The sequence below is a fragment of the Bacillus sp. PSXD-155 genome (assembly GCF_049310765.1).
Lineage (GTDB): Bacteria > Bacillota > Bacilli > Bacillales > Bacillaceae_G > Bacillus_A > Bacillus_A cereus.
In genome coordinates, this window is sequence record NZ_JBMOWC010000016.1 from 1 (window position 1) to 26,509 (window position 26,509).

Sequence of the window (26,509 nt, forward strand, 5' to 3'; positions counted from 1 at the left end):
AATTTTATAAATAAACTCAAAGATATCTTCTCCCCCTACTGTCACAAAAGAAATAATCTATTGCTTATTTCTTTTGTTAAATTGTAATATAATTACAGTATGTGAAATTATATTACATTAACTTTAAAAACGAAGTGAGAATAATCTTCACTTCGCTTTTTTTATTTGCAATCCTTATTAACTTTGCTCAATTCAGTATTTATTTCCACACTCTTCGCTTTTATTTAGTAGGTTTTTCTGATTTTAAAACAATGGAACTTAATGCAGGAACTTTAATTTTATTGTCATGGACAACATAAAGTGGTTTACTTCCCGCCTGCTTCCCGTCTACTAGTACTTTCCAAGGCCCTTTCGATGGAAGTGTTATTTCAACCGCTTCTCTATTTGCATTGTGAGCCACCGTAAAGTATTCATTTTTATTCCCCTCTATTGTATAAGCTACCGTATTTTTCGGGGCACCTATAAATGAAACTTGTGTTTTTATTTGCTCTGCAGATGTCATTCGAAAAGCTGAGTACTTTTTGCGTAATTCTATTAAACCCTTCATATAATCTACTTCATTATTAAACGTTGCACGGCGCAGCCAATCCATCTGGTTAATTGAATCTGGAGATTTGTAACTATTATGATCACCGTATTTCGTCCGCATAAACTCTTGCCCTGCATGTAAAAATGGAATTCCTTGTGATGTTAATAAAATTGAAGAAGACAATTTGTGCATTTGTTTTCGCACTTCATCGTTGTCACCTGGATTAGTTAACTCAAGTTTATCCCATAATGTATGATTGTCATGTGCTTCCACATAAGTTAGCACCTGCTCTGGATCTTGATAGGTAGACGAATTTGTATCGTAGTCAATACCTGCCGTAATACCTTTTTTAATACGATCTTCCATGTTTTCCTTTCCATTTATAAAACCATTTTCCTTCTCCTCAAATACACTACCTTTCAATCCATCACGTATATTATCATTAAAATGAGCAATCCCTTGCATTTTCTCTGCATTTTTTTGATTTGCTTTCAGCTCAGCTGCAAGAGGTGTATTTAAATCCCATCCTTCTCCGTGTAGTATAATAGAAGGGTCAATTTGATTAACAGCTTTACGTATTTCATTCATCGTTTCATAATCATGAATACCCATTAAATCAAAACGGAATCCATCTAAATTGTATTCTTTTGCCCAATATGTGACGGAATCTATCATAAATTTCCTCATCATTTTTCTTTCTGAAGCAGTATCATTTCCTACTCCAGTTCCATTTGCAAATGTTCCATCTTCATTGTAACGATAATAATAACCTGGAACTAACTTATGGAAATTAGATTCAGCAGCGTTATACATATGGTTATATACTACATCCATTACCACACGAAGATTATTATCATGTAGTATTTGAACCATTTGCTTTAATTCAGTTATTCGAACAGTTGGCTCATAAGGATTTGTAGAATAGGAGCCTTCTGGAACGTTGAAATTTTTAGGGTCATATCCCCAGTTATATTGCGGTTCATTTAAAGTCTCTTCATTTACTGAAGCATAATCAAATATCGGTAAAAACTGAACGTGAGTAACACCGAGATCCTTTATATGATCAAGTCCTGTTTTTACACCTTCTGGCCCTTTTGTTCCTTTTTCTGTTACACCTAAATACTTCCCTTTCTGTTTAATACCACTTTCAGGTTGGATGGAAAGATCGCGTATATGTAACTCATAAATAATAGCATCTTCCGGATTTTTAAATTTTGGCTTTTTGTTTGCTTTCCATTTTTTCGGATTTGTTTCTTCTAAATTAACGACTGCACCTTTATCCCCATTTACAGAAGCAGCACGCACATATGGATCAACTGCTTCAGTCCACTTATCACCAATTTTGACCTTATACGTATAAAAGAGCCCTTTTTGGTTCCCCTTTAGTTCTGCTGTCCAAGTTCCCTTTTCACCTTGTTGCATGTTTATTTCAGTACCTATTTTATCGTTCCATTTTTTATATGTAACTAACTTCGCTTCACTTGCAGTAGGAGCCCATACACGGAACTTTGTATGTTGCGCGGTATATGTATTCCCTAAATCGTTACCACTATAATATAATAAATTATCAAATTCCTCGCTACGAATGACTTTACCAATTTCAGTATTCGTATCAGCTAAGTTTTCTATTTTAAGTTTGTATGTTTGTTTTAAATCAATTTTCTGTTCCGTAATTATTTTAACCTTATTAGTAATATCTCCACTGTTTATATCATAAGGACTAATATCCTTAATTTTAATGCCTTCAATTTCAATTTTCTTTTCCCTAATATTAAATGGGACATTAGTCGTTACAGTAATTTCATGGAAACTATCAATAGTTGCTTTTTGAATTGAGAGATCCGATGAAGGCTTAGAGTTATATACTTTTTCATCACCCGAAAGAATCCATACTTCAGCACGACCGTCCTTTATATTTTCAATCCAACGATCTCCACCATCTTTTTCCCATTCATTTGTTCGAACTATAAATCCTACACGATTATAGTCACCGTCTATTTTTATCTTAGCGTATTTTCCAAATTCATCTTCACCAGTAAATTCGTAAGATGTACCATTTGCATTTTCACCCCATAACCAAAGATTCCAGTCTTTTGTATTTCCAAGCTTCTCTTTGTAATGAATGATAACTTCAGTTGTTTTCAAATTTGAAACTGCTCTCACACCCTGAAAGGAGAAAACAGATGATAACATAACGATTAAAGTAAGTAATAAAACTGTTTTGTTAATTAATCTTTTTGTAATTTGCACCACATACACCCTTTCTTCAAATATTACTAGCGATTTATTATGCTTACACTGAATAACACTTCTTAAATTAATCTAGAAATCTCTTTTAATTCACCTCCATATTGGCTATTTTCACGTATGTATTTCAATGACCTTTTAATACGAAAACGTTTGCATTAATAGTTAAAAAAATAGATTTGTGTATGCCCTCATATATTTGTAAATGCTAAAAGGTCAGGGAAATCATTTTAAAGCAATCGTTTGTTATCGCTTTCATTTTATAGACTTTCTATCAAGAGGTCAATATATTATTAATTTTCTGTTTTTACACATTTTAAACCTTATTTATTTGTCGCAACTTCTTACAGATAACGCACCTAATTATTGTTTAGTCAGTTTATTTTCAACAATACATAGCTACGTAAAAAAACAGCTAATATCCTTAAAATGATACTAGCTGTTTTTCATAATGTATTAATATATGAATGATGACTATATTTCTAAATTACTTAATTTTTGCTGCATCAAATGCCTTTTGAACTGCTTGAACTTCAGCTGTATTCGCACCATATTTATTAGTTGCCACTCGAATACATGCTGATCTCAATTCTTTGAAATTAGAAGTCATGTTTAACTCATCAGTATTTGCATAATAGAAAATATCAAACATTTTATCTTCACCAATTCCTTTAACAGTTACTCCGTTATGAGTACCGCCTTTTGCAATGAGATACGCAACTTTATTAATAATACTTGAATTAAAATGAACACCGCCTTGATCCCATCCATTAAAATCGTTAAATTCACTGTAATCATCTGGATAAGGTACTCCTAGTGAAGATGGAACAGAAGCTGGGTTTTCCATATCACGGAAAACAGATCCTGTTTGTTCTCCCATTGTCCAGTTAAAGTTTCCATTATTTACGTATTTCTCAATAGATGTTCCCATAATATCAGATAGTGCCTCATTAATCGCACCAGATTCCCCGTAATATTCAAGATTAGATTCGCTAGAAGTAACAGCATGTGTAAATTCATGTCCAGCTACGTCATATGCTTTAACAATAGGATCACCATATACAAGCATACTTCCATTATTAGCACTTAATGCATTCTGCCAATTCTTCGGATCATTCGTCTCTTCAGAATCCCAAGCGTGTACAACTGAAACTACCTTTTGTCCCTTATTATCAAAGCTATTACGCTTGTATTTATCTTTATAAAAATCAAATACTTTTGTTGCTAAGTAATGAGCACTTACCGCTTTTGGATCGTTAAATGTTGCCGAAGTACTAGTCGCTAATGTACCAGGATAATAGCTTTCTTCTTTAGTAATATCTCTGTAATTCACATCATATGTTTCAATTCCTTGCCCTCTTGTATAATCAGCAAGAGCATATTTGCCATTACTTTGTTTAGAAATACCAAATGAACGAGAAATACCTAAATCATCTTTTCCTGTTCCAGTTAATGATGTAAGACTGCTTTGTTTACTTTTCTTTAAGGCTCCAACTAGTTTGTCACTGGCTTTTAAGTTAGATTCTTGTACTATATTCTTTAACATCTCACCATTTTGTGCATTTACTAAATAAGTACCAGAAACATAGTTTGGTGTTGCAGCTTCAAAGGTAACTTGGTATGCATTTTTAGCTTGTCCATTATTTTCATCAACAAAAATAACCTCTTTAACTGCTGGCTCGGAAATAAACTTGATATCGTTCCCGTACTTCGTATAAATATATTGTTTTGCTTCATCTTTTGATAGATTAATAGGTTTTTTCAATTCTTCTTGTTTTAGATTTTGCGCGCTATCACCTGAAACACTTTTAATAACACCCTTACTATCTACGTGTGCAGTTAATTGATGGCCATATACTTCTTTTCCTTCGTATGTTTGCTGCATACGCACAAGTGTAGTTCCATCATACGAACCACGTTTTTGCAGGACTTTATAATCTACTCCTACTTCTCCATTGACTTGTTTTTGGGACAGAGCTTGTTCTGTTTTCTCCTTAAGTGCATCCTTTACTACATTTTCTGGTGCCTTTTGTGACGGCTGTGTAAGTTCACCCGAACGGAACGATTCCTCCTGAATTTGAACTTGTAGTTGATCTGTTTCCTCTGCATGACCTACCCCATATGGTGCCACAGCTGTTAAAGCTAATCCTGTTGTTAATGCTACCTTAGTTAATGTCTTTTTGTTTTTCATTATTTCACCTCGTATAATTTTTGAAATAGAAAGCTTGTACAAAGTATACTGTCTATTTCTGTCGGAAAAAAGAGAAAATACACAATTTATGTAACATTATGCAAAATTACATAAATTGTGGTCAATATTATAAATAATGAACGGAACACATATGTACATTAATTTGAATAAAAGAGAGTCCTTATAGGCGCTCATCCAATTGGTTAGTTATTAATTATCTATATTCATTCTAATAAAAGTATACTTACATCTAAATAACAACATAAAAACCCACTCTTAACTATTTTAAGAGTGGGTTTCATGCTATTAAAATAACAATTACTATAAGAAATTTTATAATTTATATTTTTTAGTGATCCTACTAAGTTTTTTGTAGAATTCACCTTTTGTCTTTACATGATTAAACTGATTTGGATTAATATTTGCTTTTTGTGAGAGGAATATAATCTCTTCTTTTGAAATTGAGTCTTTAGTATTTATAGATGCTATATTTGTGTATTTTCCGTCTTCTGTTTTTGGAATTTCTAAAATCCCTTTATTCACAAGATCAACTACCGCCTTATGCTCTGAAGAATGTAAATCTACACCAGTAATTTTCCAATTACGCATAACTTTTGGCGTATATACACCGTTCTTTACCTCTTTTAAATATGTAATAGCGAGGTTACGAATGGTTCCACCTGTTTCTCCAAATGCATTCTCTTGTTTAGATGACCAAATTTGTTCAAACTTACGCCCCTCTAAAGCTCCTCCTTTTGCCTGAAGAGCCTCCATTCTATATGCATTCATTCCCAGCGTCATAACATCGCTCATTTTGATTGGTTTGTTTGTACGAATAGAGCGTAAATTTGTAATTCTACTTCCGTATGGTTTTGTTAAGTCAATTTCGTATTTTACGCCTCCAAAGAAATCGTTCGTACTGTATTTAGATGCACGGCGGGTTTTATCAAAGCTAACGGTTACATCTCCGGCACGAGATGAGTTAAAATATCCTGCTGCCCATTCCATATAGTCTTTTAAATCTTTTCCAGAAATCTTATATACTGTAATTTCTCCCAAGGCATATTGGTAATTATACGCAATATCTTTTTTCTTAATAGGACCTGTATCCAAACGGGCATAATCATTATCAATTTGATGGGCTACTACATCTGCTTTACTGTAGTAGAGCATGACTTCATGAAAGAAATCTGATAAAGGTGTTTCTTGAATCTGAACACTTGGGATACCCTTTATTTCATTTTCAGGAACAAGATTTCTACCCTTTAATTGAGCGACTACAACATTTGCATCTCCTCTCGCATATTCGTGAAAAGGTGTTAGTATTTCTTCAAGTGTAGGATCAGATAATATCGTTGTTCCATCAGCATTTTTTACAGGTATAGCGGTAGCAGTTTTATCTTTTAAAACCAACTTCCCATCTTGCTTTGTAAAAGTAAGGTCAATACGTGAAATATGTGTTCCATATTTATCTGGTTCTGTAATAATTACGCCATTTACAACTTCTTTTTTTACAAGTTTATGCATATGAGCCGCAAAAATAGCACTTAGTTCCGGACAAGCATTTGCAATATCTTGAACACCAGTACCAGGGATACCATTCTCATTTTCTAGTCCCATATGCATAACTCCTACCATTACATCTACTTTACCTTCTAATTCCTTAATTGCCTTTTTCGTCTCTTCTACCGGATTTTTCACCACTAAACCATTTAAGTGATCTGTCCCTTTTTCAAAATCACTAATCATTGGTGTATTCATACCAATAATCCCAACTTTAATTCCACCTTTTTCTACAATTGTATATGCAGGAAGAAAGCGCTCTCCATTTTCCTTATAAATATTTCCTGCTAACGTTTTTCCCTTATATTGCTCACTAACTGTTTTCAATGTATCTAATCCAAAGTTGAATTCATGATTTCCAAATGCCCAGGCGTCATATCCCATTGTATTCATCGCTACCATCATTGGCGATTGTGGCTTATCGTTGAATAATTCTACTGAGTTTCCTTGAATTGTATCCCCGGCATCTACTAATATGGTATTTGGATTTTCTTGACGGACCTTCTTTATAACCGTATAAAGCTGCGTCAAACTTCCACTCATATTTGCTCCATCAAGTGCATAATCCCAAGGCATAAATCTACCATGAATATCTGCAGTACCTAACAATGTAATATTTACTTCAGATTCCTCAGCCTTAGAGATAGGTGGTTTGACTATTACTGCTGTTCCAAGCAGTAATAGAATTACAAAGTAACATACATAGTTCTTCCATTTCATTTTTTGCATAATAATAATATTTCTCCCCTTTTTGTACTTTCATAAAGTTGCTTGAACTTTAAAAATGTAACTTATTATTCAGGAAACTTCAACTACAAAAGATAATTTTGAAGGTGGTTCTGTTGCAAAAATAAAGAGAATAAATTGCATACATCCCCTAACAGAATCGTATTTTATCGTTTTCTGACAGAATACTCCTTCCTTAAACGTGTGAAGAGCACTTTCAAAATATATACATATCATTCGTCAACATAAAAATCATTATTTCAATTTATTAAAACGGGCATATACAATATGTTATGATGATTATTTTTTTGAATTTCGTTGCTGATTTATTTCCTTCTAAATAAAAACACTTTCAAAAAAATAACCCCGCTCTTCATTTAAGACGGGGTTACACTTATACAGAAAATCGGGTAGTTTCATATTTTCTTAAGTTTATTGGTTACTTTCAACTAATCTCATTCTACTTTTGTCTTCTTCTGAATCAATATGAATCAACCGTTTTCCCTGTTTATAATACGTATCAATAAATAGGGAGAAATTTTTACTTTTCAATTTCACAAAGCAATTTTATCTCTTTGATTTGTTCTATATGGCGCTGTTCATGCAGATAGATCAGTTCTATCCACTGATCAAGGGGCAATTCTCCAAGAGCTGGATGCATCACTGATTTTTTCGCTAATATTGATTCATCTTCTATTGTACTCAGGAAATGCATCAATTCTTTTCTTGATTCGTTTAGCATATTGAGCATTTGTTGCACTTCAAATGGTTCTATACTTGGTTCAATCATTTCTGGAGCTATAAACTTTTTCGTTCTATCTAATAAAATAGTGTGAATTTCTTTACGCTCATTTTGGGTACTATCTAACTTTTTTAATCCTGAGGAAATAACTGTTATAACTCTCTCATCTAATAAAACTATATGATGACAAACTTGTGCAATACTCCATTTATCCTTATCTAGTTTCCTATTAAATTGAGCATCACTCAACAAAGAAATTTCCTCAACTAATTGATTTCTCGTTTCATAAAACTTGTCATTTACAAATGTATCCATGTGGATTCTCCTTTCATTGCAACCTACATACTTAAATTTCTACGCTAAAAATATTATCTTCGAAAACAGATTTTCTTTCACTACTATTCCAATTTCATTTTAAAGCCACAAATGAAGTTATTTGTTTTTTTGTATGTTTTTAATTGGCACAAATAAATCAACCTTTAACTTTCCTTCTAGATCTTCAGCAACATTATTTAAGCAAAACTCTAAATTATCTCTATCATAATCTGCATCATACTCACTATTTGGTAGCCACTCTGCATACATGTATTGATACGCTTCACTTAATTTATGAGGTTCATCATAGAACTGGTATAGACCATATGTACCTCCATCTAATCTTTTAAATTGCACATCATGATACTTTTCTTTATCGAAGTTTTCAGGAATCGTAACACATGCATCATGCCGGCACTTATGACTTGCAACAAGTTCAGGATTATCTAATGATATTCCGATAAATGATTGCTCTGGTGGATACAGTTTATTTTCAATTGACCAGTTCAGTAACTTCCCCCAGTGATCTTGCGGTTCAAAGTAGCTACCAGTTCGTCTTATATACGCTACTTCTAATGGTGGTAATTTTTTTATAACAACTTTCATTTACATCTTCTCCCCTATAAATACGTACACTGTTTATTTAGCTCTCTTTAATATTTATTCCTTCTTAAACAAAAAGAATTTTCTAATCACATAAAGTGAAACTTTAATCAGCGATGGTTTTGTTCATCCCAACTGATTATTAGTTGAACCAATCGGGCTACCAGTTAATGCGGGATAAACTTTAATTGATAACATGTATAACAATCTTGAATAATAATGTCCTATCAATTTATCATTAAATAAATGTAAAAAATGACCCTATTTATTCATTTTTAATGCGTATGTATGTACATTTGTTAATTTATTCGATATATTATGGGTATTGAATGATTACGTAAAGTGTAAAGGTCGCTTATATAACACCTTATATTTTTATATCCGTGAAAACTACAAAATGTATGAAAATCCATTTGTCAAATGAATTTAGTGCGGAAGGAGGTTTGTGGTTACTTCATAGGGTATAATAATCAGTTTTTTACTGATAAAAATATAGGAGGCGACATAATGTTTCGTACGATTTCAAATTTCATGAGAGTAGCTGAGATAAGAAGGAAAATCCTTTTTACACTAGCGATGTTAATCGTTTTTCGAATTGGCACGTTTATTCCAGTTCCTCATACTAACGCAGAGGTATTAAAAGTACAAGATCAAGCTAACGTTCTAGGTATGTTAAACGTATTTGGTGGAGGAGCATTGCAACATTTCTCAATCTTTGCTGTAGGTATTACACCATATATTACAGCTTCCATCATAGTACAATTACTACAAATGGATGTTATACCTAAGTTTTCGGAATGGGCAAAGCAAGGAGAAATGGGCCGTAAGAAATCAGCTCAATTCACTCGATACTTTACAATCATTCTCGCATTCATACAGGCCATCGGAATGTCTTATGGCTTTAATAATATAGCAGGTGGACAATTAATAACAGATCAAAGCTGGACTACATACTTATTTATTGCGACAGTTTTAACTGCAGGTACTGCATTTTTACTTTGGTTAGGCGAACAAATTACCGCTAACGGAGTTGGTAATGGTATTTCGATGATTATCTTCGCAGGTCTCGTTGCCGCGATTCCAAATGTTGCAAATCAAATTTATTTACAACAATTCCAAAATGCTGGCGATCAGCTATTTATGCACATAATAAAAATTGTTTTAATTGGACTCGTAATTTTAGCGATAGTTGTTGGTGTTATTTACATTCAACAAGCTGTACGTAAAATACCGATCCAATATGCAAAAGCTGTTTCAGGAAACAATCAATATCAAGGAGCAAAAAACACTCATTTACCGCTTAAAGTAAATAGTGCTGGTGTTATACCAGTTATCTTTGCTTCTGCATTTTTAATGACGCCGCGTACAATTGCGCAGCTCTTCCCTGATTCAAGCGTATCAAAATGGTTAGTTGCAAATCTTGATTTCGCACATCCAATTGGAATGACACTTTATGTCGGTCTTATCGTTGCTTTCACATACTTCTACGCATTTATTCAAGTAAATCCTGAACAAATGGCTGAGAATTTGAAAAAGCAAAATGGATATGTTCCTGGTATTCGTCCTGGTAAAGCAACTGAACAATATGTAACTAAAATTTTATACCGTTTAACATTTATTGGTGCAATTTTCTTAGGTGCAATTTCTATATTACCGCTCGTATTCACGAAAATTGCTACGTTACCACCTTCTGCTCAAATTGGTGGTACAAGCTTACTTATCATTGTCGGTGTAGCACTAGAAACTATGAAGACGTTAGAAAGCCAGCTTGTAAAACGTCATTATAAAGGCTTTATTAAAAAAGTGAATTAATTATAAAAAACACACTATATTTTAAAGACATAGTGTGTTTTTTATTTTATATAAATATCGCCATTAATTCTCGATTTTAAAATCCTTATTATTGTGCATGTAAAATACCTTGAAGTACAACTTCTAATCCCCAGCGGAACCTTTCTTCTCCACCAGACAACATATCATCTTTTAAGCTTACAATCATCGGATACTTTACTACATCTAATGTTTCGTACGAAGCACGAATTGCGTCAAGTGTAGTTCCCTTTTCTTTACGTGCTGTTTGTTCAAAGGCGACTGAAGCAGCATATAACAGTAGAATATCTACTCCCCATGCTGATGATTTCGCATTTACTCCTCCTAGGTGTAATTGGTGCAAAATCCGTTCGGTAAGAGCTAACGAATTTGGTCCAATTGGAATTGTCATTAAAGCCAATTCTGCCATTCCAGGGGAATTGAACAAAATTCTGAAATATGAATATACAAGTTCAAATAATTCTTTTTTCCATGTTTCATTTTTGACATCTATTTCTTCAATGTTTCCTAGACCATAATCTAATACAAACGCTCTTAATTCATCAGCATTTTTAACATAAACATATAAAGAAGATGGTCCTGTATCTAGCACTTTTGCAATTTTTCTCATACTAAGGCCTGATATTCCTTCAGACTCCAGGAGGTTATATGCGGTTTTCACAATGATTTCTTTACTCAATGGTTCTTTTGCTGGTCGCGAACGACGGCTATTCGTTGTATTTGTTTTCTCTTCCATAGTTCTCCTTAATTACATCCAGTTTTATTGTTGTCCATGAAGTTGATTCATAAGATTGTACATTTTAATAGCAGCATCTTCTGAAAAACAAATTTCAAGGTTATCATTTGAGATAGCAGCAGATTGTGAAGAATAATCGTACATTTTTCCTTCATAAGTTTTGATTGCTTCGTTCAAATCGTCATACTTTACAATAGCTAGTGCAAGTTCTGCTGCATCACGCATAGCTAGGTTCACACCTTCTCCAGCAAATGGAGACATTAAATGAGCAGCATCACCAATTAAAGTAACACCAGGTGTACTATTCCAAGTTAGCCCCACAGGTAACATATAAATTCGTCTAGGAAAAATTGCACCATCTGCACATCTAATATAATTTTTAAGAGTTTCATCCCAGTCCTCAAAATATTGTAGAAGTTGACTCTTTGCTTCTTCTACATTTTCAAATGGAATCCCACAATTATCAAGCCATTCTTTATTAGTTCTAAAACTTAAGTATACTCGAATACTGTCATCTCCATTTAACTGTGTCAAAATACCTTTTTGATCCGAAAGCGCAAAGACTTTACCACGTCGATTAAACTCCGCTATTCCCGGATGATTTTCCGTGACATTTTGCAAATTCAATTCAATCATACTAATTCCAGTATATTGCGGTGCCGAATCTGTGACAAGTGGGCGAATTTGTGAAAAAGCACCATCTGCCGCTACAACTAAATCCACAATATCTACATGTCCATTTTCAAAATGAAGTTTATGCATACCATTTTCTAGAGAAACGGCTTTTATTAAATTATATCCCCAATGTATACATTCTGAATCAACAGAGTTTAAAAGCAACTCACGCAAAGTACCACGATCAATTTCAGGACGATTCCCGCCAGCTGAATCTGCTTCTTCATCTAAATATATTTTTCCACTTTTATCAAATAATCGAAAATCTTCTCCCTCATATCTAGCAAATTCATAAAATTTCTCTAACAATCCTGCTTCTTTTAGCGCTTCTTGACCAGTATCATGATGGATATCTAATGAACCTCCTTGTTGACGAATCATTGGGGATGTTTCTCTTTCATACACCACACTTTTTAAACCATGTTGTTGTAATATACGAGCTAATGTTAATCCTCCTGGTCCAGCGCCTATAATGGCAATTCTTTTTTTCATATTTTTCGTTCTTTCCATCATTAATCACACCTTACATGTTTTTGAATTACTTGTTCTATTTATAACATAACGAACACTGTTCGTAAAGTACAGTGTTCGTTATTCTCTAAGAAAATTATGGTAACGGCTCCAATAAGAAAAACATGCTACAAATTAGTAATAGCATGTTTTTTGTGTCATCTATTTATTTAAGTTCTCAAAACACTTTAGTCGTTTCTATTTAAAGCTCCTTCTTTAATAGCTTCCCTTGCTTAAAATAAGCTCCAATTGTTGTACGGTTTGCTAAAAATACACCTATCAAAATGAAACAAGCCCCCATTCCCATTGTAGGATTTAAGGGTTCTCCTAATACGATATACCCTACGATAATTGCTATTAACGGTGATACATATAACCACGTCGATGGAAATACTGGGTTTGTTTTTGATAAGAGCCAGTAATATAATCCGTGTCCACCGATCGATCCGATAAATATGAGATATAAAATAGGCCATTGTACACTCCATGAAGTTAATACAGTTACATTTGGTTGTTCTACAATAATAGATGCGATTAGTAGTAAAATCCCTCCATAAAACATTTGAATTCCGTTAATAAGAAATGGTGATACATTTGATAAATCTGAAAGTATTTCTTTCGAACGAATAGAGCCTATTCCGTAAAATAACTCTCCTATAACTAAAACAATACAAGCAATACTCCATATGAAACTTACTTGTTGATGCATTCCTGGTAAAGAAACAAATATAACACCTATTAGTGCAATAACTAAAGCAACGAGTTGTTCCTTTTGTAATTTCTCCATATTCCTCTTTGCTTGTATTAATAAAATCATCATTGGTCCCGTAGCAGAAAGAACAGCAGCTAATCCCGAAGAAATATATTGTTCTGACCAATATAAACTTGCGAATGTCATAAATGTTAAACAAAATCCAGCATACATAATACGTTTTGAAAATATATGTGGCATAATTTCTTTTCGCTTTAATTTAAAAATAATCATAAGGATTATACCCGCTAAAAAGAAGCGAATTCCTGCTGAAAACAACGGTGGCGCCCCTGCTTCAATTCCAATTTTAATCGTTAAAAATGTTGTCCCGAAAATAATACATACTAAAATGTAATTAAAAATGACCATTTTACTTCCTCCTTTTTACTCTTAAAATGAGTATAGAGGCTATGGTGTATAACAGTGTATCGGTACATATAACAGTTACTTCAAGTTGTAGTTGATTCCCTATATATTTTTCGCTTTAATTAAATTAAAAAGAAAAATAGGTGAACCTATGAAGATTGTATTGCGTAAAGAAACAAACATACCGTATTACAAGCAAATATATATGCAAATTGTTGACAGAATACAAAGTGGTATGCTTTCACATGGTGAATCTCTTCCTTCTTTACGTTGTATGGCCACAGATTTACAAATCAATGTATTAACAGTTCGTAAAGCGTATAAACAGTTAGAAACGAAAGGGTATATACGCATCGAACAAGGAAAAGGTGCTTACATATATAAACGGGTAAAGAAAGATTTCAAACCAATTCCGTATAAATGGCAACAAACGAAAACGATTAATGTTATGCGTTCTCAATATGCAATGAATAAACACCGTAAATATTATGATTTTTCACAAGCAATTCTGTATCCCCGTCTGTTACCAAATCCATTTTTGGCAGACGAAATGCATAAATTGCTAGATAAAAATCCGATGTTGTTAGCAACTTATGGGCCAGTTCAAGGCGATTATGAATTGCGAGTTGAAATAGCAAATTACTTAAATGAACACCAAAAATTAGTGACGGACCCATCTCAATTATTAATTACAAGCGGAGCACAACAAGGAATTGATTTAATTGCTCAAACATTATTAAAACCTGGAGATACTGTATTAGTAGAAAGTCCGTGTTACAGTGCCGCGCTTGATGTTTTCATCAATAAAGGTGTTCAAATCATTCCTGTTTCTCTTGATAATCATGGAGTTTGCTCCGACTTAATTGATGATATTTGTCAAAGTAAAAATCCCGTTTTATTGTATACGAATCCGACCTTCCAAAACCCGACAGGTACAGTAATGAGTAAAGAACGAAGAATGGAACTTATAGAACTAGCGGAGCTATATCAATTTTTTATCATTGAAGATGATTCTTTCGGAGAAATATATTTTGAAGATGCTGTAGTACCACCTCCAATCAAAAGTTTTGATAAGGATGGCCACGTAATATATATAAAAGGATTTAGTAAAACGTTAGCACCAGGATTGCGTATTGCAGCACTTATTGCCGATGGCCCTATTTTTGAATGGCTATATGCAGTGAAAGGTTCAATGGATATCGGTAGTCCTTTATTAACACAAAAGGCACTTCTACCGTTTTTACGTGCGGAACGTATGAAAAATCATTTAGAAAAATTACGAACAGCTTTACAAATGAGACGTGATTTAACAATTGATATATTATCGCCATTAAAAGAACTAAACTTTGAAATACCAAATGGCGGTTTTAATTTATGGGTGACACTGCCTGATTCGATAGATCCCTTTACCTTATTACAAAAAGCAAATGAAGTAGATGTCTCTTTTTTACCAGGAACAGCTTGTCTATTAAATTACGAAACAAATGATAACCAATTAAGAATTAGCTATTCAATGTTAAACGAGAAAGATATGGAAATTGGATTAGAGAAATTACACGATACAATACGAAACAGTATTTATTAGAAGTAATATCACAATAGCCAACAATAAATAATACCTGCAAATGAAAATGTATAGTATGGGATATTATCTATTGTTGAGCTTTTTCGTTATTCAAATCTAGTTACTTTATAAGCTGTAATCTTGATTATCATTCCACTTTAACTACAATCTTTCCTCTAACATGTTGTCCTTCACTCAAAATATGAGCTTCTCGAACTCCTGCTTCATTAAATGGCACCACTTTACTTATGATTGGTTTGATTTTCCCGTTTACAATTAAAGCTGATAATTCTTCTAATTGTTTTCCATTTGGTTTTAGCCATAAAAATCCTGATTTTATTCCTTCTACTTTTTGTAGTGGTTCATGAACAATGGAAACTAGAACACCACCAGGTTTAATAATTCGAAAACTTTTTTCTTGCACTTCGCCACCTATTGTATCTAACACAATATCAAAATCTGATACTAGTTCTTCAAATTTATCTTTTTTATAATCAATAACGAGATCCGCTCCTAAAGACTGTAAAAATTCTTTATTTTTTCTACTAGCAGTCGTGGCAACAAAAGCTCCAAATAATTTTGCGATTTGGATTGCCAAACTTCCAACGCCACCAGCTCCAGCATGAATGAATACACGGTCATTTTCTTTTATTTTTGCGTAATCTACAAGACTTTGCCACGCTGTAAGTCCTGCAAGAGGAATAGAAGCTGCTTCTTCGTAACTAATATTATTAGGCATATGTGATACTAAATCTAATTGTACTGCAATGAATTCAGCATAAGAGCCGCTTCCTATATTTTCAGGTTTCGTAAACACTTTATCTCCTATATTGAAACACTCTACATCTTCTCCAACTTCTTCAATAACTCCAGCTACATCTAATCCTAAAGTGATTGGAAATGAAAAGCGTAACTGTTCTTGTAACTCACCTTTTCTTATTTTCCAATCAACTGGATTAACAGATGTTGCATGAATACGTATTAATACCTCATTATTCTTAACAACCGGTTTTAAAACTTGTCTTTCTTTTAATTCTTCAACACTGCCATATCGATCAATAACAATTGCTTTCATTTCCTCTCCTCCTTACTGTTTATTTTAATAACATACAATTATTTCTCAAAATTTTTTGCCTTGAATTACCATATACTTATTTTTGGGGGTAATTATGCAAAAAGCATTATAAAGTAAAACTTTAATCATTCCTCACCAATCGGGCTCTTACTGCCCGGCAAATAGCGGGATGAATTTCAAAAAGAATCTTACACACATCTTAGAATTATTCAAAACTGTATTATTAATTAAATTCAAAAGAAATGGGGCTAACTTTATGAGTGAAAAGATATTTAAAATAAACGGTATTGATATATGTACAGAAAGCTTCGGTAACTCTAATGATCCCGCTATTTTATTAATTATGGGAGCTACTTGTTCAATGATATATTGGGATGAAGAATTTTGTGAACAGTTGGCGAACACAGGAAAATTTGTTATTCGCTTTGATAATCGCGATGTTGGACGCTCTGTTACATATGAACCTGGCACTTCAAATTATTCAGTAACAGATATGGCTGAAGATGCAATCGGGGTATTAGACGCTTATCATATTGATAAAGCCCATCTTTTTGGTATGTCATTAGGTGGTATGATTGCTCAAATTGCCGCTGTAAAACATCCCGAAAGAATTTTGACGCTAACTTTACTAGCGACTAGTGTAATAGGATCTGATAATAATACTCGCGATTTACCCCCAATGGATGAAAGGATTTTAACACATCATGTAAAGAGCGCAAGTATTGATTGGACAAATAAAAATGATGTGGCAGAGTATTTAGTTTCAGGATCTCGTCTATTATGTGGATCAGAACGAATATTTGATGAAAATAGAGTTTATACACAAGTAAAACAAGAAATAGAACGCGCAAACAATTTATTAAGTATGTTTAATCACGCTTTACTTCAAGGTGATGATGCATATGAAGGTGTACTTCACTCCATACAAGCACCAACATTGGTTATTCATGGAACAGACGATACAGCACTCCCATTTGAACATGGCCTCGCACTAATTGATGAAATTCCAAGCTCAGTATTATTAACTCTTAAAGGGGCAGGTCATGAAAATCATCCAAATGATTGGGAAAGCATAATTACTGCGGTTTCTAAACATACATCTGAAATTTAGACAAACAAATAATTAACAGAAGGGGCACAAATTGTATTGTGCCCCCTTCCATTTACAAACAAAAACCCATCACTGTATTCGTATGTATAGTGATGGGACTTCTTATATTTTTCTATGTTTAAAAAAATGGACAATCTAATTGATCAACAGATTCCCATAATTTTTTTTTTGCATTTTCGGTGGATGTATTTGCTTCTAGTGTCATGTTTTTAAAAGGGTTTACTTCGACTTTTAATAAGGATGAAGGCTCCACATATAATGAGAAAACATGGCTGCTTGGTAAAGCTTTTGAAACGTCAATATCTCCTACTTGTTTAAATAATTGCTGCGCAGCAAAAAAGAAGAAATTAGTTGGATTTGATTGTTTATTCAGCCACGCAAGCATTTCAGGTGATACCGATTTATGAATACTGATTTTTACTCGATCACCACGTTTATATCGCCTAGATCGCATACTTCCACCAACTAACTTATCGTTAAGTTTGTAAATCCTAACTCTTTTTGCTTATGCTCTCTATATTTTGGCGAACAAGTATAAACTAATAATCCTCGTGCATTTGTAAATAACGGATTATCTACAAAGATTACATTTTTTAGTCGTCCTTTTTGCTTTAAAATCATTTTTAAACTGTTTTTAATAATTACTGCACCCCCGCCATAAATAAACACGTATGGATCGTCTTTCATATCATCAATTTTATTTATAATATCTGTTGCGACACGCGCTGCTAAACCTAATAGTGCCGGCTGTGATTCCTCAACTAATAAGGTATTTCTCGGATGCGTATCATTTAAATAAATTTGATTGAATTCTGTAATACTATCAATCGTCTTAGTTGGATACTTCCGGTTCCATCTCGTAATGATTTGTAGTAGCGTCTCTTTTACACCATAAGATAAACCTTTACTTAGTTGCGGACGGAAATTTACCCCTAATGAAACGACTTCTTCTGTCGTCCCTGCACCAATATCAAAAGAGAGTAGAGTTTTATCTACAAAATCAATTTCAGAAACTTGATTTTGCTCACATTCTATTTTATGTTTTACAACATTTCCTTCTTCATCGTATACAATGCCCCACGTCCCAGAAGCACCCTCAGGCAGGCATTTACAATACTCAATTGAAACATTAATTGTCACATCGCGTCCGTTCGGATAATGGAAAATAACCTTATGATTTCCCATATAACGTTTTGCATTTTCAGCAGCTATTTCTTGTGTAATAAGCTGCATAGGAAGAGCGACAGATAAATCATAACGAATATTAATATGGCTAGAAGTTGGACTTTGACGCATAGCGCTTACCGCCAAACCTGATAGTATTGTAATAACCATTAACTCATCCGTTGACTTATTTGATTTCTTCTCTACCTCAGTACCTTTTAATTGATCTTGAATGACTTTTTCTCCAACGATGTATCGTACATTATTAAGCATTAACGATGGCGAACTTATAGTCACATCAATGTGGTTTTCTAATTCAGATAATGAAACATCTACCTCATCTAAGAGTCCTGTCGGCTCACCTATATATAAAGAATAAATACTCGGAATAAAAATAGGGTCTTGCCCTTTCACCATTAACTTCAAACCGTTGTTTCCTGCATCTGCACCAGCTTTTAAAAGTATAGACATAACTACCCCCTAAATTAATCTGACATCCCTTCCAAATATATGCGAGCCCATTCTTTTACATTCAAATGTATTGTAATTTTTTATTTATCATAAAACCAAAATATTGCATACTGACATATTATATGTAAAAAGTATTTGACATGATACTTTTCCAATTTTATACTTATATTTGTAAAGAGGTTTTTACAATCGAGGGGGGCAATTATTTATTGAATACTAAAAAAACTATTTTTATAATCATTGTTTTAGCATTAATTGCAATACTAGTACATGGCACATATAAATACATCACTGAAGGTTCTATTTTGGGTGGTACGATTTTTGCTATCTCGTTAATACTTAGTAATTTAATTAATCACATTACTTGGGGAGATCCCCACGGTGTATCAGAAGAAAGTCAAGATGAAATGGGCCAACAAATTACATATAAAAGCTTTAAAATTGCGTATTTTGTGCTTGTAGTTGTAATGTTCCTTTTATTAATCTTCTCCGAAGGATTTTCTATGGGGGCTAATTTAGATGGCGTTAAAAACTTCCCTCTGTTCATCGCAATTTGCTCTTCATTCTTTATTTATCCTATTGTCGAACTCATAGTTGCAAAACAATATAAGTAAAAAGATGAGGTTTTCTACATGTAGAAAACCTCATCTTTTTATATTTACATACTCTCTACAATTGCTTTTAATTTATTCACAGTACGCCAATTCCTAACTGTAGCTGGTGTATGTAACTTCTGAAACTGGTTCATTAATTTAGAATTTCGAATGCTATTTTTGAAAAACAAATAAGCAACCTTCTCATCTATATAGCAATCTTCAAGTTCACTTTTAAATGTAAGCAATTGACTACTTTCCTCTTCAGAAAGTACATTAGCTAAAAAAGCAACATGAACACTTTCTCCTTCTAACAATGAATGAACTTCATACGGACATTGTTTAATAATATTTATAAATTCACCATATGTTCTTAGCATGACTGGAACATCGAAATCAAATTCATTTTTTATTTCAGATTGTATTCGGTCCTTTAGAAAGCTTATATCTTCCTCAGATTCGAACACGATATTACCACTTTGTATATATGTTTTCACTTGTTTTAACCCTATTGATTCAAACACTCGTTTTAAATCAGCCATTTTGATTACTTTATGTCCACCGACATTGATTCCTCTTAGTAATGCAATATAAAGTGTCATATTATTCCCCTCACAATAAAATAAACTTATCAATTGAATCGATTTTCCCACTCATATTTCTCGGATATTTGTTTTAATTCTTCTAACATATCATGAATAGATAATACCTCAAATAAAATAATAGACTCACTTGAAAAATGGTGATGATAATGATTTGGTTTATAATCTTTTAAATCATTTTTATAACTCCAAAATTGCTTGTCTAATTCAGCAATAAGTTTCAAATGTTCCTCATCAATTTCATTACAACGGTTTCTCAATATAGCAATTATAGAATGAATTGTTCGTTGTAATATTTCCCTTTCACTTTGTGACCAGTCACAAGTCTCAATTGACACTCGAGCTAAATTATCTATATGGTAAATGATTTGCTGTAATATATGAAGTTGGTTCTGCATGGTTAAAAAGCTTCTCATTTCCTTCTTTGTATGTTGATGATATTTCCAATCTTTCTGCTCATATTGAACAAATTGTATCGCCTTATGCAATAATACAGTCAATTTAGATAAATCCTGAGCGGTCTCCTTTTTCATACCTTTTCCTGCAACTAATGCAGTAATCCATTCTTCCATAATATTTGCTGTTTTAGCAAATAGATCCTCTGTACATCCAAAAATCGTTTTCGTGTAGTGTGGTGGGAAAATGAAAAAATTCACTAAAGTAGATACTATAATACCAGTAGATGTAGTAGCTAAACGAATTAAAAATGCAGTGAAATAATGATCTGCCGTAATTGGAATCATAGCTACAGCAGTTAAAGTTGCGACTAATGTTCCCGCATGTAACCTTAGTTTTTGACATGTAACGATCGTAAACATCGCAGCTAATGCATAAGAAATTGCTTGATGACCTAAGAAAAATGTGAACGTCATGGCATATGCCGATCCAATTGTTGAGGCCGGAAAGCGAATAAGCCCTTTTTTTATTGAGTCTGTTGCAGTTGGTTCAATTGTAACAATTGCTGTTATTACAGCAGAAATAGTTGGAATGTTAAAAAATTCACAAACTAACACTGTAAGAAAAACTGCAATCCCAGTTTTAATCACTCTTCCCCCAACGATATTCCATTTTCTATCTTGATTCATTTTTTATATCCTTCATTCCTGTTTCATTTTATATACATATATTATATATTGTTAAAATAAAAAAACCTACTACGTGAATATTCAAGAGTAAGTTTTCTATCTCATTATTTCATTATAGGTAAATGCATTATTATTTGTTGGCCAATTGGTCCCATTCTTCTAAAACCTTTATCCTCGAAGCCCACTTTTGCATATAAATTTTGTGCAGGAATATTTCTTTCATTCACAGCAAGTACAACTTCATTTTTTATTGGAAAATAGCATTTTACAAACTCTTCTAATAATAACAATGACTTTTTAGCGAATCCTTTTCTTTGTCTATTGTGATTAATAGAAAATGACGTTAAAAGTAAAGCATCCTCATTATCTGTGAACTCCTTTACTCTATCTCCCGTTTCCAATGCGAAAAGACCCACCGGTACCCCATTGTAATCTAAAATAACAATCACATTTTTTGTACGATCACTTTTTGCTTTTTCCAGTAATGCGCTTGGATCTGCTGTAAACTGAACTTGTTCACTTGGTAAAGTAAATGTTTGTATAACTTCTTTATATTTCTCCTTATACGGAACTAATTGAATTTCCCCTGTGTGTATGTTCATGCTAAACTCTCCCATTTTTTAGCTTATTAACTTATACCTTGCTGTGCTTTTGAATGCACTCTTCCATCTAAAAAGGTAATTTCAACAAATGAATTTGGATTGTTTCCTTTCCAAGCAAAAATTTGTTTAATTTGTGTAGAATGTTCTACCCCTTCTTCTATAAGTAAATCCCCTTCAAAACCAATTAAATCTTTCACTTCTGTATAAGTCATTCCTTCATTTATGTTCGAGAAATGATTTATATTGATAGATTCTTTCTGTTGCCTTTCCATCACAGTAGAAGAAGTTGCTGTTTGATTTTTCACTTCTTTTCTCTTTTCACACGCTGTCATACTGAAACCTAAGCATAAACTAAACAATATACATGCGCTTTTTTTCATCATAACAGTTGTCCCTCCCATCATAATTAAACCATATATTCCCTTAAAAATAAACTGAATATTTAATATTATACTTAAAAACCTCGCACAATTAAGTACGAGGCTAATTTCATTTATTCAAATGATTATTTGATTGATCATCCTGTTCTTTTCTTAACTCTTGTTCTTCATCTTTTGGTAATTGTTTATCATTATCTTTAATTGGATTCGTTTCTCGATTTTCAATCATATCATTTGGAACTTGTGGCATTACTCGTCCCACAATAGCCGCTAATTCATCTAGTATACCTTCACCTGTTTTTCCTTTTTTAATTTGCTTTCCGATTTGTTTGAGGCGTTCATACGTATCAACATCTGCTACAACGACTGCATTAGCACCGTCAGGGTCATTTTTTAAACTTTCTGCAACAGAATATTTAATTGATTCAACACGAGTTCGATCAAGTTTTGCTTTTACGTCTATACCTACAATAGCATATTTTCCAACAACGACCGCTGTCGCATCATTCACACCTGGCACACTTGCTGCTAAAGATGCTAAATGATCTGCCGCTTTTTCATTTGGCTTATTTGATTTATTCGTATAATTAACATTTTTCATTGAAACATTTTTTTGTTCCGGCTTTTCGTTTGGGTTTTCTTTTGTTCCAATACTGCATCCAGTTATAACGAAGCAAAGCATTAATATATATATTAGAGTTTTCATTATTTTCACCACTTCACTTTTAAGGTTTAATCATAAATTTTTTCAACAGCTTGCATTTTCTTTACCTTTTCCTCGGCCCCGCTATTAGCATTAATGAATATTTGGTACGTATCTTTTCCTAAAGTACCTACAAATTCATAGCAAAGTACTTCATTATGCAAATCATTAACTACTACAGCTTTACGTTCTTCCATTACTTTTACATCCGGATTGATTTTCTTTCTTGCTTCTGCTGCAGTTAGCTTTGCCGATGGAACTGTTCGTTTTTGATGTGACGCTAAATATTCTTTTGCGGAGAACCCTACGATAGAACCGTCATCTAAAGCAATTTTCATTTGGATTGCTTCTGGATAAATTCGTACTCCATTTTCATTTACTACATACGTAAATACACCAACATTATCATATTGAGAGCTATCATAAAGCTCCATTTTATTAAACTTATGGTCCTTTAAAAATTTCAAACCTTTACTACCTGCATCGTTTAAACTAACTTTCTGTTCTTTAATTTCGCGGTTATTCATAACCCAAATTGGATATCCGCCTTTTCCGGTAATATCCATATAGAACTCATTGTTCGTTGCTTTATCTTTAATTTTCACACTATAGAAGGATTCTTTCGCACCTTTTCCACTTTTCTCTACATCTACTTTTTCATTTCCTTTTAAATTCAAAAACGATTTGGCAATTTTCGCCGCTTCATCTTTAGAAATTGCCTTTCCTTCCGCTTCAAATCCTCCTTTTTTATTTTTTTGCGCACTTGTAAAGGTCGGTCCGAAGTTTGTAGAAGAATATGATGTTACGTTTTTCTCTACAGTTTTCAATCCATCAATAATTGTGTTATCTGCTGGATCACGATTTGATGCAAGTGCCATTTCTACATCCATCCAGCGTAAATTATTTTTCAAAACAAGATGTTGTACTTTTCTTAGTTCATCTTGTATATTTCCTGCATTTGAATATAAAGTTTGTAGCGTTTTATATTCTTGCTCATTTAACGGCTCTTTTTCTAAATCACGAATGGCTGCACGGTAACTGAAATCACCGATATTCGCTAAAAATTCTTCCGTTTTATTAAATGGCATTAATGTTAAAGGAAGTTGTCCTACATCTGAGCGAGCTTCAGATGTTAAACGCCATACATCCGCTAATGCAGGTGATAAAGATGATCGTGAATTCATCGCAAGTGTTGTGCCAATTTTATCGTGTAATAAATCGACTTCGTATGCTAAATCATGGAATGCACGTTGATAGCTATTTTCCGCTCGAATTAAAACCGCATTTTTCTCTTGGTGCTCTTTATAGCCCCAATAGCCTGTTCCTACTACACCGACTGTTAATAATACAATGATAATACCTCGTAACATTGTCCCACCTCCGCTCTATTTACAGAAAATATGTTTACCGATTTTTTTAATTTGTGGACGAGTCCAAATCCATTTACTAGTCGCAGTATCTGGATTGAAATAATATAAAGCATTTCCTGTTGGATCCCATCCGTTAATCGCATCTAAAACTGCTTTTTTTGCTGTTTCATTTGGCGTTAAATATATTTGTCCATCGGCTACCGCGGTAAATGCTCTAGGCTCAAAGATTACACCTGAAACAGTATTTGGGAATGACGCACTTGTAACACGATTCAAAATAACGGCAGCTACTGCAACTTGTCCTAAATACGGTTCACCACGTGATTCTCCGTATACTGCGTTTGCCATAAGCTGAATATCATTTTGAGAATAACCGTTCGGAACATTTGTCCCTTTATTTTGAGGTGGTTTATTCTCTTGTGCAGTTCCGCCGCTATTTCCTTTATTCGTTGTCGTCCCTTTATTAGCAGTTGACTTGTCATACTTCGTTGCCTTCACGAGCATTTGCTTCGTTTTAGCTCCAGCTAAACCATCAACGGGTAATCCGAATTTCTCTTGAAAATTCCGAAGTGCCCAGTATGTACCCCATCCGAAAACACCATCCACTTTTCCCGTATAAAATCCGTTATATTTCAAACGAGATTGCAGTTCAATGACATCTTCGCCAGATGCTCCTCTTTGAATAACTTGATTAGAAAAAGCTTCTACATTCTTTAGTTGTATACTACTGACCATTAAAGACAGTCCTATGAACGCAAGTAAAACTGCTATTTTAAAAATAGCTTTTTGGCGCATAATTTTCCCTCCTTAATTACGGAAATGATTTCTTGGTTATGTTTTGTAAAAGCCTCGCTTTTATGTAAAGAAGACAAAAAAATCCAAACTAATATCGTTGAAAAAATATGTAAACAATATAAAAAAGGATGAAAGGAGTTCATCATGAAGAAATCGTTAAAACGTGTCGCACTCGTCATTCTGTTCCTAACAACATGTTCAAATATATATACAGACTCATCAATTGTTCATGCGCAGCCGCCGTATGCCAAATGGGGTAAACTTGCCGTAGAAAAGACGAAAGAACAATACCCAAAAGCAGAAATTATTGACTATCTTCATATAGGTAGAAAACCAAAAACAGTTCAAATAACTGTTGAAAAATTTAAATTGTGGTTACGTGAAGATGGAAAAGAATATGGTGTTTTTGTTGATGTAGAATTTGAAACGAAGACGGAGAAATTTATAAAGTTGTCGTTTCAGAAGACGAGTAGATAAAGTGAAACTTTAATCAGTCCTCACCAATCGGGCTGCCCGTTAATGCGGGATAAAATGAAACCCCACTGTTAAAAATGGAAACAGTGGGGTTCCTTGCATTTCTAAAATTCTTTCCTAAAGTTTCGATTCCCTAAAAATCTTACCAATATACAAATAGCGCCAATTACTACAGCTATCCTTATACTATATAAAAGTACTTTACCATATCCACCTATTCTCGGATCTAAAAACGGATATGGATACCAATTCACGATTGGACCACGTATTAAGCTATATACAACGTAAAAACACGGGAATAAGAGCCAACTTGCAGCTTGTTTCCAAGTGATTTTCTTAATAGGTGGATTTAAAATCCAATCTAAAAGCATTGCAATCGGCATGATATAATGTAGCACAGTATTTACCCATGGTATTGCCGTTTGAAGTGACTCTTCTAACCCTCTTAGTAACAAAAAATAAACGAGTCCTGTCGTAAGTATGTATACCGTTGCCGCACCACGAAGTATACTAAACTGTTCTGAGTGACCAAATGTAGCTGTTCCGATACTGCTTAAAAGGAGAATACATGCAACTAAAATGTTACTTTCAATGGTGAAGAAACTAAAAAAGTTAACTGGATTAAACGGCTTCACTTGTGCCCTAATTATGAATTGCGTAATAATGGCGCTACACACTAGAAGACTTAAACATAATCTAAATAAAGATAAAATTTTTTCATCCTTCATACATTCCC

General features: G+C 33.4%; 24 protein-coding genes. 5 read left to right on the top strand and 19 right to left on the bottom strand.

Features of this window, described 5'->3' with window-relative positions; all coding sequences use genetic code 11:
• Positions 1 to 220: 220 nt before the first annotated feature.
• From pulA to ACO6VI_RS18095, 5 genes are all read right to left on the bottom strand, one after another.
• Positions 221 to 2,779: a type I pullulanase gene (gene pulA, locus ACO6VI_RS18075; RefSeq protein WP_422423767.1), complete on the bottom strand. Its 2,559-nt coding sequence runs from the start codon at positions 2,777 to 2,779 to the stop codon at positions 221 to 223.
• A 484-nt stretch (positions 2,780 to 3,263) separates the two neighbouring features.
• Positions 3,264 to 4,967, bottom strand: a complete 1,704-nt coding sequence (locus tag ACO6VI_RS18080; protein ID WP_063547464.1) for a M4 family metallopeptidase — start codon at positions 4,965 to 4,967, stop codon at positions 3,264 to 3,266.
• Positions 4,968 to 5,300: 333 nt separating this feature from the next.
• Entirely contained in the window at positions 5,301 to 7,259 is a 1,959-nt protein-coding gene (locus tag ACO6VI_RS18085; protein WP_063547466.1) for a bifunctional metallophosphatase/5'-nucleotidase, read from the bottom strand.
• 538 nt (positions 7,260 to 7,797) lie between these two features.
• Complete coding sequence (locus ACO6VI_RS18090) at positions 7,798 to 8,313, bottom strand: DinB family protein (protein ID WP_063547468.1); 516 nt, start codon at positions 8,311 to 8,313, stop codon at positions 7,798 to 7,800.
• Between the two features lie 117 nt (positions 8,314 to 8,430).
• The gene (locus ACO6VI_RS18095; RefSeq protein WP_075719286.1) at positions 8,431 to 8,919 is read right to left on the bottom strand and encodes an AraC family transcriptional regulator; all 489 of its coding nucleotides are present in this window, start codon (positions 8,917 to 8,919) and stop codon (positions 8,431 to 8,433) included.
• 504 nt (positions 8,920 to 9,423) lie between these two features.
• Here ACO6VI_RS18095 and secY point away from each other — a divergent pair.
• The gene (gene secY, locus ACO6VI_RS18100; RefSeq protein WP_000490135.1) at positions 9,424 to 10,728 is read left to right on the top strand and encodes a preprotein translocase subunit SecY; all 1,305 of its coding nucleotides are present in this window, start codon (positions 9,424 to 9,426) and stop codon (positions 10,726 to 10,728) included.
• A gap of 88 nt (positions 10,729 to 10,816) precedes the next feature.
• Here the strand turns inward: secY and ACO6VI_RS18105 are convergent, their stop codons facing one another.
• The 3 genes from ACO6VI_RS18105 to ACO6VI_RS18115 all read right to left on the bottom strand — a co-directional run bounded on the left by ACO6VI_RS18105 (position 10,817) and on the right by ACO6VI_RS18115 (position 13,787).
• Positions 10,817 to 11,482 (bottom strand): TetR/AcrR family transcriptional regulator, encoded by a 666-nt coding sequence (locus tag ACO6VI_RS18105; protein WP_023522125.1) that lies wholly within the window; start codon positions 11,480 to 11,482, stop codon positions 10,817 to 10,819.
• Positions 11,483 to 11,506: 24 nt separating this feature from the next.
• The gene (locus ACO6VI_RS18110; protein WP_097983931.1) at positions 11,507 to 12,670 is read right to left on the bottom strand and encodes an FAD-dependent oxidoreductase; all 1,164 of its coding nucleotides are present in this window, start codon (positions 12,668 to 12,670) and stop codon (positions 11,507 to 11,509) included.
• Positions 12,671 to 12,869: 199 nt separating this feature from the next.
• Complete coding sequence (locus ACO6VI_RS18115) at positions 12,870 to 13,787, bottom strand: DMT family transporter (RefSeq protein WP_098852580.1); 918 nt, start codon at positions 13,785 to 13,787, stop codon at positions 12,870 to 12,872.
• Between the two features lie 148 nt (positions 13,788 to 13,935).
• Between ACO6VI_RS18115 and ACO6VI_RS18120 the strand changes: the two genes are divergently transcribed.
• Positions 13,936 to 15,369 carry a PLP-dependent aminotransferase family protein gene (locus ACO6VI_RS18120; RefSeq protein ID WP_065483908.1) on the top strand — a complete coding sequence of 478 codons (1,434 nt, stop codon included), beginning with the start codon at positions 13,936 to 13,938 and terminating at the stop codon, positions 15,367 to 15,369.
• 127 nt (positions 15,370 to 15,496) lie between these two features.
• On the opposite strand, the gene ACO6VI_RS18125 is transcribed toward ACO6VI_RS18120, so the two are convergent.
• On the bottom strand, positions 15,497 to 16,423 hold the full coding sequence (locus ACO6VI_RS18125) for an NADP-dependent oxidoreductase (RefSeq protein ID WP_000644578.1): 927 nt from the start codon (positions 16,421 to 16,423) through the stop codon (positions 15,497 to 15,499).
• A 256-nt stretch (positions 16,424 to 16,679) separates the two neighbouring features.
• Between ACO6VI_RS18125 and ACO6VI_RS18130 the strand changes: the two genes are divergently transcribed.
• A complete protein-coding gene (locus ACO6VI_RS18130; RefSeq protein WP_001290786.1) occupies positions 16,680 to 17,534 on the top strand; it encodes an alpha/beta fold hydrolase in 855 nt (284 codons plus the stop codon).
• Between the two features lie 118 nt (positions 17,535 to 17,652).
• Here the strand turns inward: ACO6VI_RS18130 and ACO6VI_RS18135 are convergent, their stop codons facing one another.
• Entirely contained in the window at positions 17,653 to 17,988 is a 336-nt protein-coding gene (locus ACO6VI_RS18135) for a hypothetical protein (RefSeq protein ID WP_063547480.1), read from the bottom strand.
• 11 nt (positions 17,989 to 17,999) lie between these two features.
• Positions 18,000 to 19,169 carry a ParM/StbA family protein gene (locus tag ACO6VI_RS18140; RefSeq protein WP_000025623.1) on the bottom strand — a complete coding sequence of 390 codons (1,170 nt, stop codon included), beginning with the start codon at positions 19,167 to 19,169 and terminating at the stop codon, positions 18,000 to 18,002.
• A gap of 209 nt (positions 19,170 to 19,378) precedes the next feature.
• Here ACO6VI_RS18140 and ACO6VI_RS18145 point away from each other — a divergent pair, with 209 nt between their 5' ends.
• Positions 19,379 to 19,783, top strand: a complete 405-nt coding sequence (locus ACO6VI_RS18145) for a hypothetical protein (protein WP_161519861.1) — start codon at positions 19,379 to 19,381, stop codon at positions 19,781 to 19,783.
• 44 nt (positions 19,784 to 19,827) lie between these two features.
• Here ACO6VI_RS18145 and ACO6VI_RS18150 read toward each other — a convergent pair whose 3' ends face one another.
• The 7 genes from ACO6VI_RS18150 to sleB form a co-directional block, all read right to left on the bottom strand.
• Positions 19,828 to 20,364 (bottom strand): DUF1697 domain-containing protein, encoded by a 537-nt coding sequence (locus ACO6VI_RS18150; RefSeq protein ID WP_000177386.1) that lies wholly within the window; start codon positions 20,362 to 20,364, stop codon positions 19,828 to 19,830.
• Between the two features lie 29 nt (positions 20,365 to 20,393).
• Positions 20,394 to 21,449 (bottom strand): aromatic acid exporter family protein, encoded by a 1,056-nt coding sequence (locus ACO6VI_RS18155; RefSeq protein ID WP_422423772.1) that lies wholly within the window; start codon positions 21,447 to 21,449, stop codon positions 20,394 to 20,396.
• A gap of 104 nt (positions 21,450 to 21,553) precedes the next feature.
• Entirely contained in the window at positions 21,554 to 22,066 is a 513-nt protein-coding gene (locus ACO6VI_RS18160) for a GNAT family N-acetyltransferase (RefSeq protein WP_120460134.1), read from the bottom strand.
• Positions 22,067 to 22,077: 11 nt separating this feature from the next.
• On the bottom strand, positions 22,078 to 22,434 hold the full coding sequence (locus ACO6VI_RS18165) for a hypothetical protein (RefSeq protein ID WP_016512697.1): 357 nt from the start codon (positions 22,432 to 22,434) through the stop codon (positions 22,078 to 22,080).
• A 106-nt stretch (positions 22,435 to 22,540) separates the two neighbouring features.
• Complete coding sequence (locus ACO6VI_RS18170) at positions 22,541 to 23,137, bottom strand: YhcN/YlaJ family sporulation lipoprotein (RefSeq protein ID WP_000854060.1); 597 nt, start codon at positions 23,135 to 23,137, stop codon at positions 22,541 to 22,543.
• Positions 23,138 to 23,163: 26 nt separating this feature from the next.
• The gene (gene ypeB, locus ACO6VI_RS18175; RefSeq protein ID WP_098852583.1) at positions 23,164 to 24,504 is read right to left on the bottom strand and encodes a germination protein YpeB; all 1,341 of its coding nucleotides are present in this window, start codon (positions 24,502 to 24,504) and stop codon (positions 23,164 to 23,166) included.
• Positions 24,505 to 24,519: 15 nt separating this feature from the next.
• Positions 24,520 to 25,299, bottom strand: coding sequence for a spore cortex-lytic enzyme (gene sleB, locus ACO6VI_RS18180; protein WP_001249053.1), 780 nt, complete (start codon positions 25,297 to 25,299; stop codon positions 24,520 to 24,522).
• 144 nt (positions 25,300 to 25,443) lie between these two features.
• Here sleB and ACO6VI_RS18185 point away from each other — a divergent pair, with 144 nt between their 5' ends.
• Positions 25,444 to 25,776 (top strand): DUF3889 domain-containing protein, encoded by a 333-nt coding sequence (locus ACO6VI_RS18185; protein ID WP_016512695.1) that lies wholly within the window; start codon positions 25,444 to 25,446, stop codon positions 25,774 to 25,776.
• 101 nt (positions 25,777 to 25,877) lie between these two features.
• Here ACO6VI_RS18185 and ACO6VI_RS18190 read toward each other — a convergent pair whose 3' ends face one another.
• On the bottom strand, positions 25,878 to 26,501 hold the full coding sequence (locus ACO6VI_RS18190) for a Pr6Pr family membrane protein (protein WP_161519860.1): 624 nt from the start codon (positions 26,499 to 26,501) through the stop codon (positions 25,878 to 25,880).
• Positions 26,502 to 26,509 lie beyond the last annotated feature (8 nt).

Coding starts and splice junctions, on each gene's coding strand:
- ACO6VI_RS18080 (WP_063547464.1), bottom strand. CDS start 4,967: ATGAAAAACAAAAAGACATTAACTAAGGTAGCATTAACAACAGGATTA.
- ACO6VI_RS18085 (WP_063547466.1), bottom strand. CDS start 7,259: ATGCAAAAAATGAAATGGAAGAACTATGTATGTTACTTTGTAATTCTA.
- ACO6VI_RS18090 (WP_063547468.1), bottom strand. CDS start 8,313: ATGGATACATTTGTAAATGACAAGTTTTATGAAACGAGAAATCAATTA.
- ACO6VI_RS18095 (WP_075719286.1), bottom strand. CDS start 8,919: ATGAAAGTTGTTATAAAAAAATTACCACCATTAGAAGTAGCGTATATA.
- secY (WP_000490135.1), top strand. CDS start 9,424: ATGTTTCGTACGATTTCAAATTTCATGAGAGTAGCTGAGATAAGAAGG.
- ACO6VI_RS18105 (WP_023522125.1), bottom strand. CDS start 11,482: ATGGAAGAGAAAACAAATACAACGAATAGCCGTCGTTCGCGACCAGCA.
- ACO6VI_RS18110 (WP_097983931.1), bottom strand. CDS start 12,670: ATGATGGAAAGAACGAAAAATATGAAAAAAAGAATTGCCATTATAGGC.
- ACO6VI_RS18115 (WP_098852580.1), bottom strand. CDS start 13,787: ATGGTCATTTTTAATTACATTTTAGTATGTATTATTTTCGGGACAACA.
- ACO6VI_RS18120 (WP_065483908.1), top strand. CDS start 13,936: ATGAAGATTGTATTGCGTAAAGAAACAAACATACCGTATTACAAGCAA.
- ACO6VI_RS18125 (WP_000644578.1), bottom strand. CDS start 16,423: ATGAAAGCAATTGTTATTGATCGATATGGCAGTGTTGAAGAATTAAAA.
- ACO6VI_RS18130 (WP_001290786.1), top strand. CDS start 16,680: ATGAGTGAAAAGATATTTAAAATAAACGGTATTGATATATGTACAGAA.
- ACO6VI_RS18135 (WP_063547480.1), bottom strand. CDS start 17,988: ATGCGATCTAGGCGATATAAACGTGGTGATCGAGTAAAAATCAGTATT.
- ACO6VI_RS18140 (WP_000025623.1), bottom strand. CDS start 19,169: ATGTCTATACTTTTAAAAGCTGGTGCAGATGCAGGAAACAACGGTTTG.
- ACO6VI_RS18150 (WP_000177386.1), bottom strand. CDS start 20,364: ATGACACTTTATATTGCATTACTAAGAGGAATCAATGTCGGTGGACAT.
- ACO6VI_RS18155 (WP_422423772.1), bottom strand. CDS start 21,449: ATGAATCAAGATAGAAAATGGAATATCGTTGGGGGAAGAGTGATTAAA.
- ACO6VI_RS18160 (WP_120460134.1), bottom strand. CDS start 22,066: ATGGGAGAGTTTAGCATGAACATACACACAGGGGAAATTCAATTAGTT.
- ACO6VI_RS18165 (WP_016512697.1), bottom strand. CDS start 22,434: ATGATGAAAAAAAGCGCATGTATATTGTTTAGTTTATGCTTAGGTTTC.
- ACO6VI_RS18170 (WP_000854060.1), bottom strand. CDS start 23,137: ATGAAAACTCTAATATATATATTAATGCTTTGCTTCGTTATAACTGGA.
- ypeB (WP_098852583.1), bottom strand. CDS start 24,504: ATGTTACGAGGTATTATCATTGTATTATTAACAGTCGGTGTAGTAGGA.
- sleB (WP_001249053.1), bottom strand. CDS start 25,299: ATGCGCCAAAAAGCTATTTTTAAAATAGCAGTTTTACTTGCGTTCATA.
- ACO6VI_RS18185 (WP_016512695.1), top strand. CDS start 25,444: ATGAAGAAATCGTTAAAACGTGTCGCACTCGTCATTCTGTTCCTAACA.
- ACO6VI_RS18190 (WP_161519860.1), bottom strand. CDS start 26,501: ATGAAGGATGAAAAAATTTTATCTTTATTTAGATTATGTTTAAGTCTT.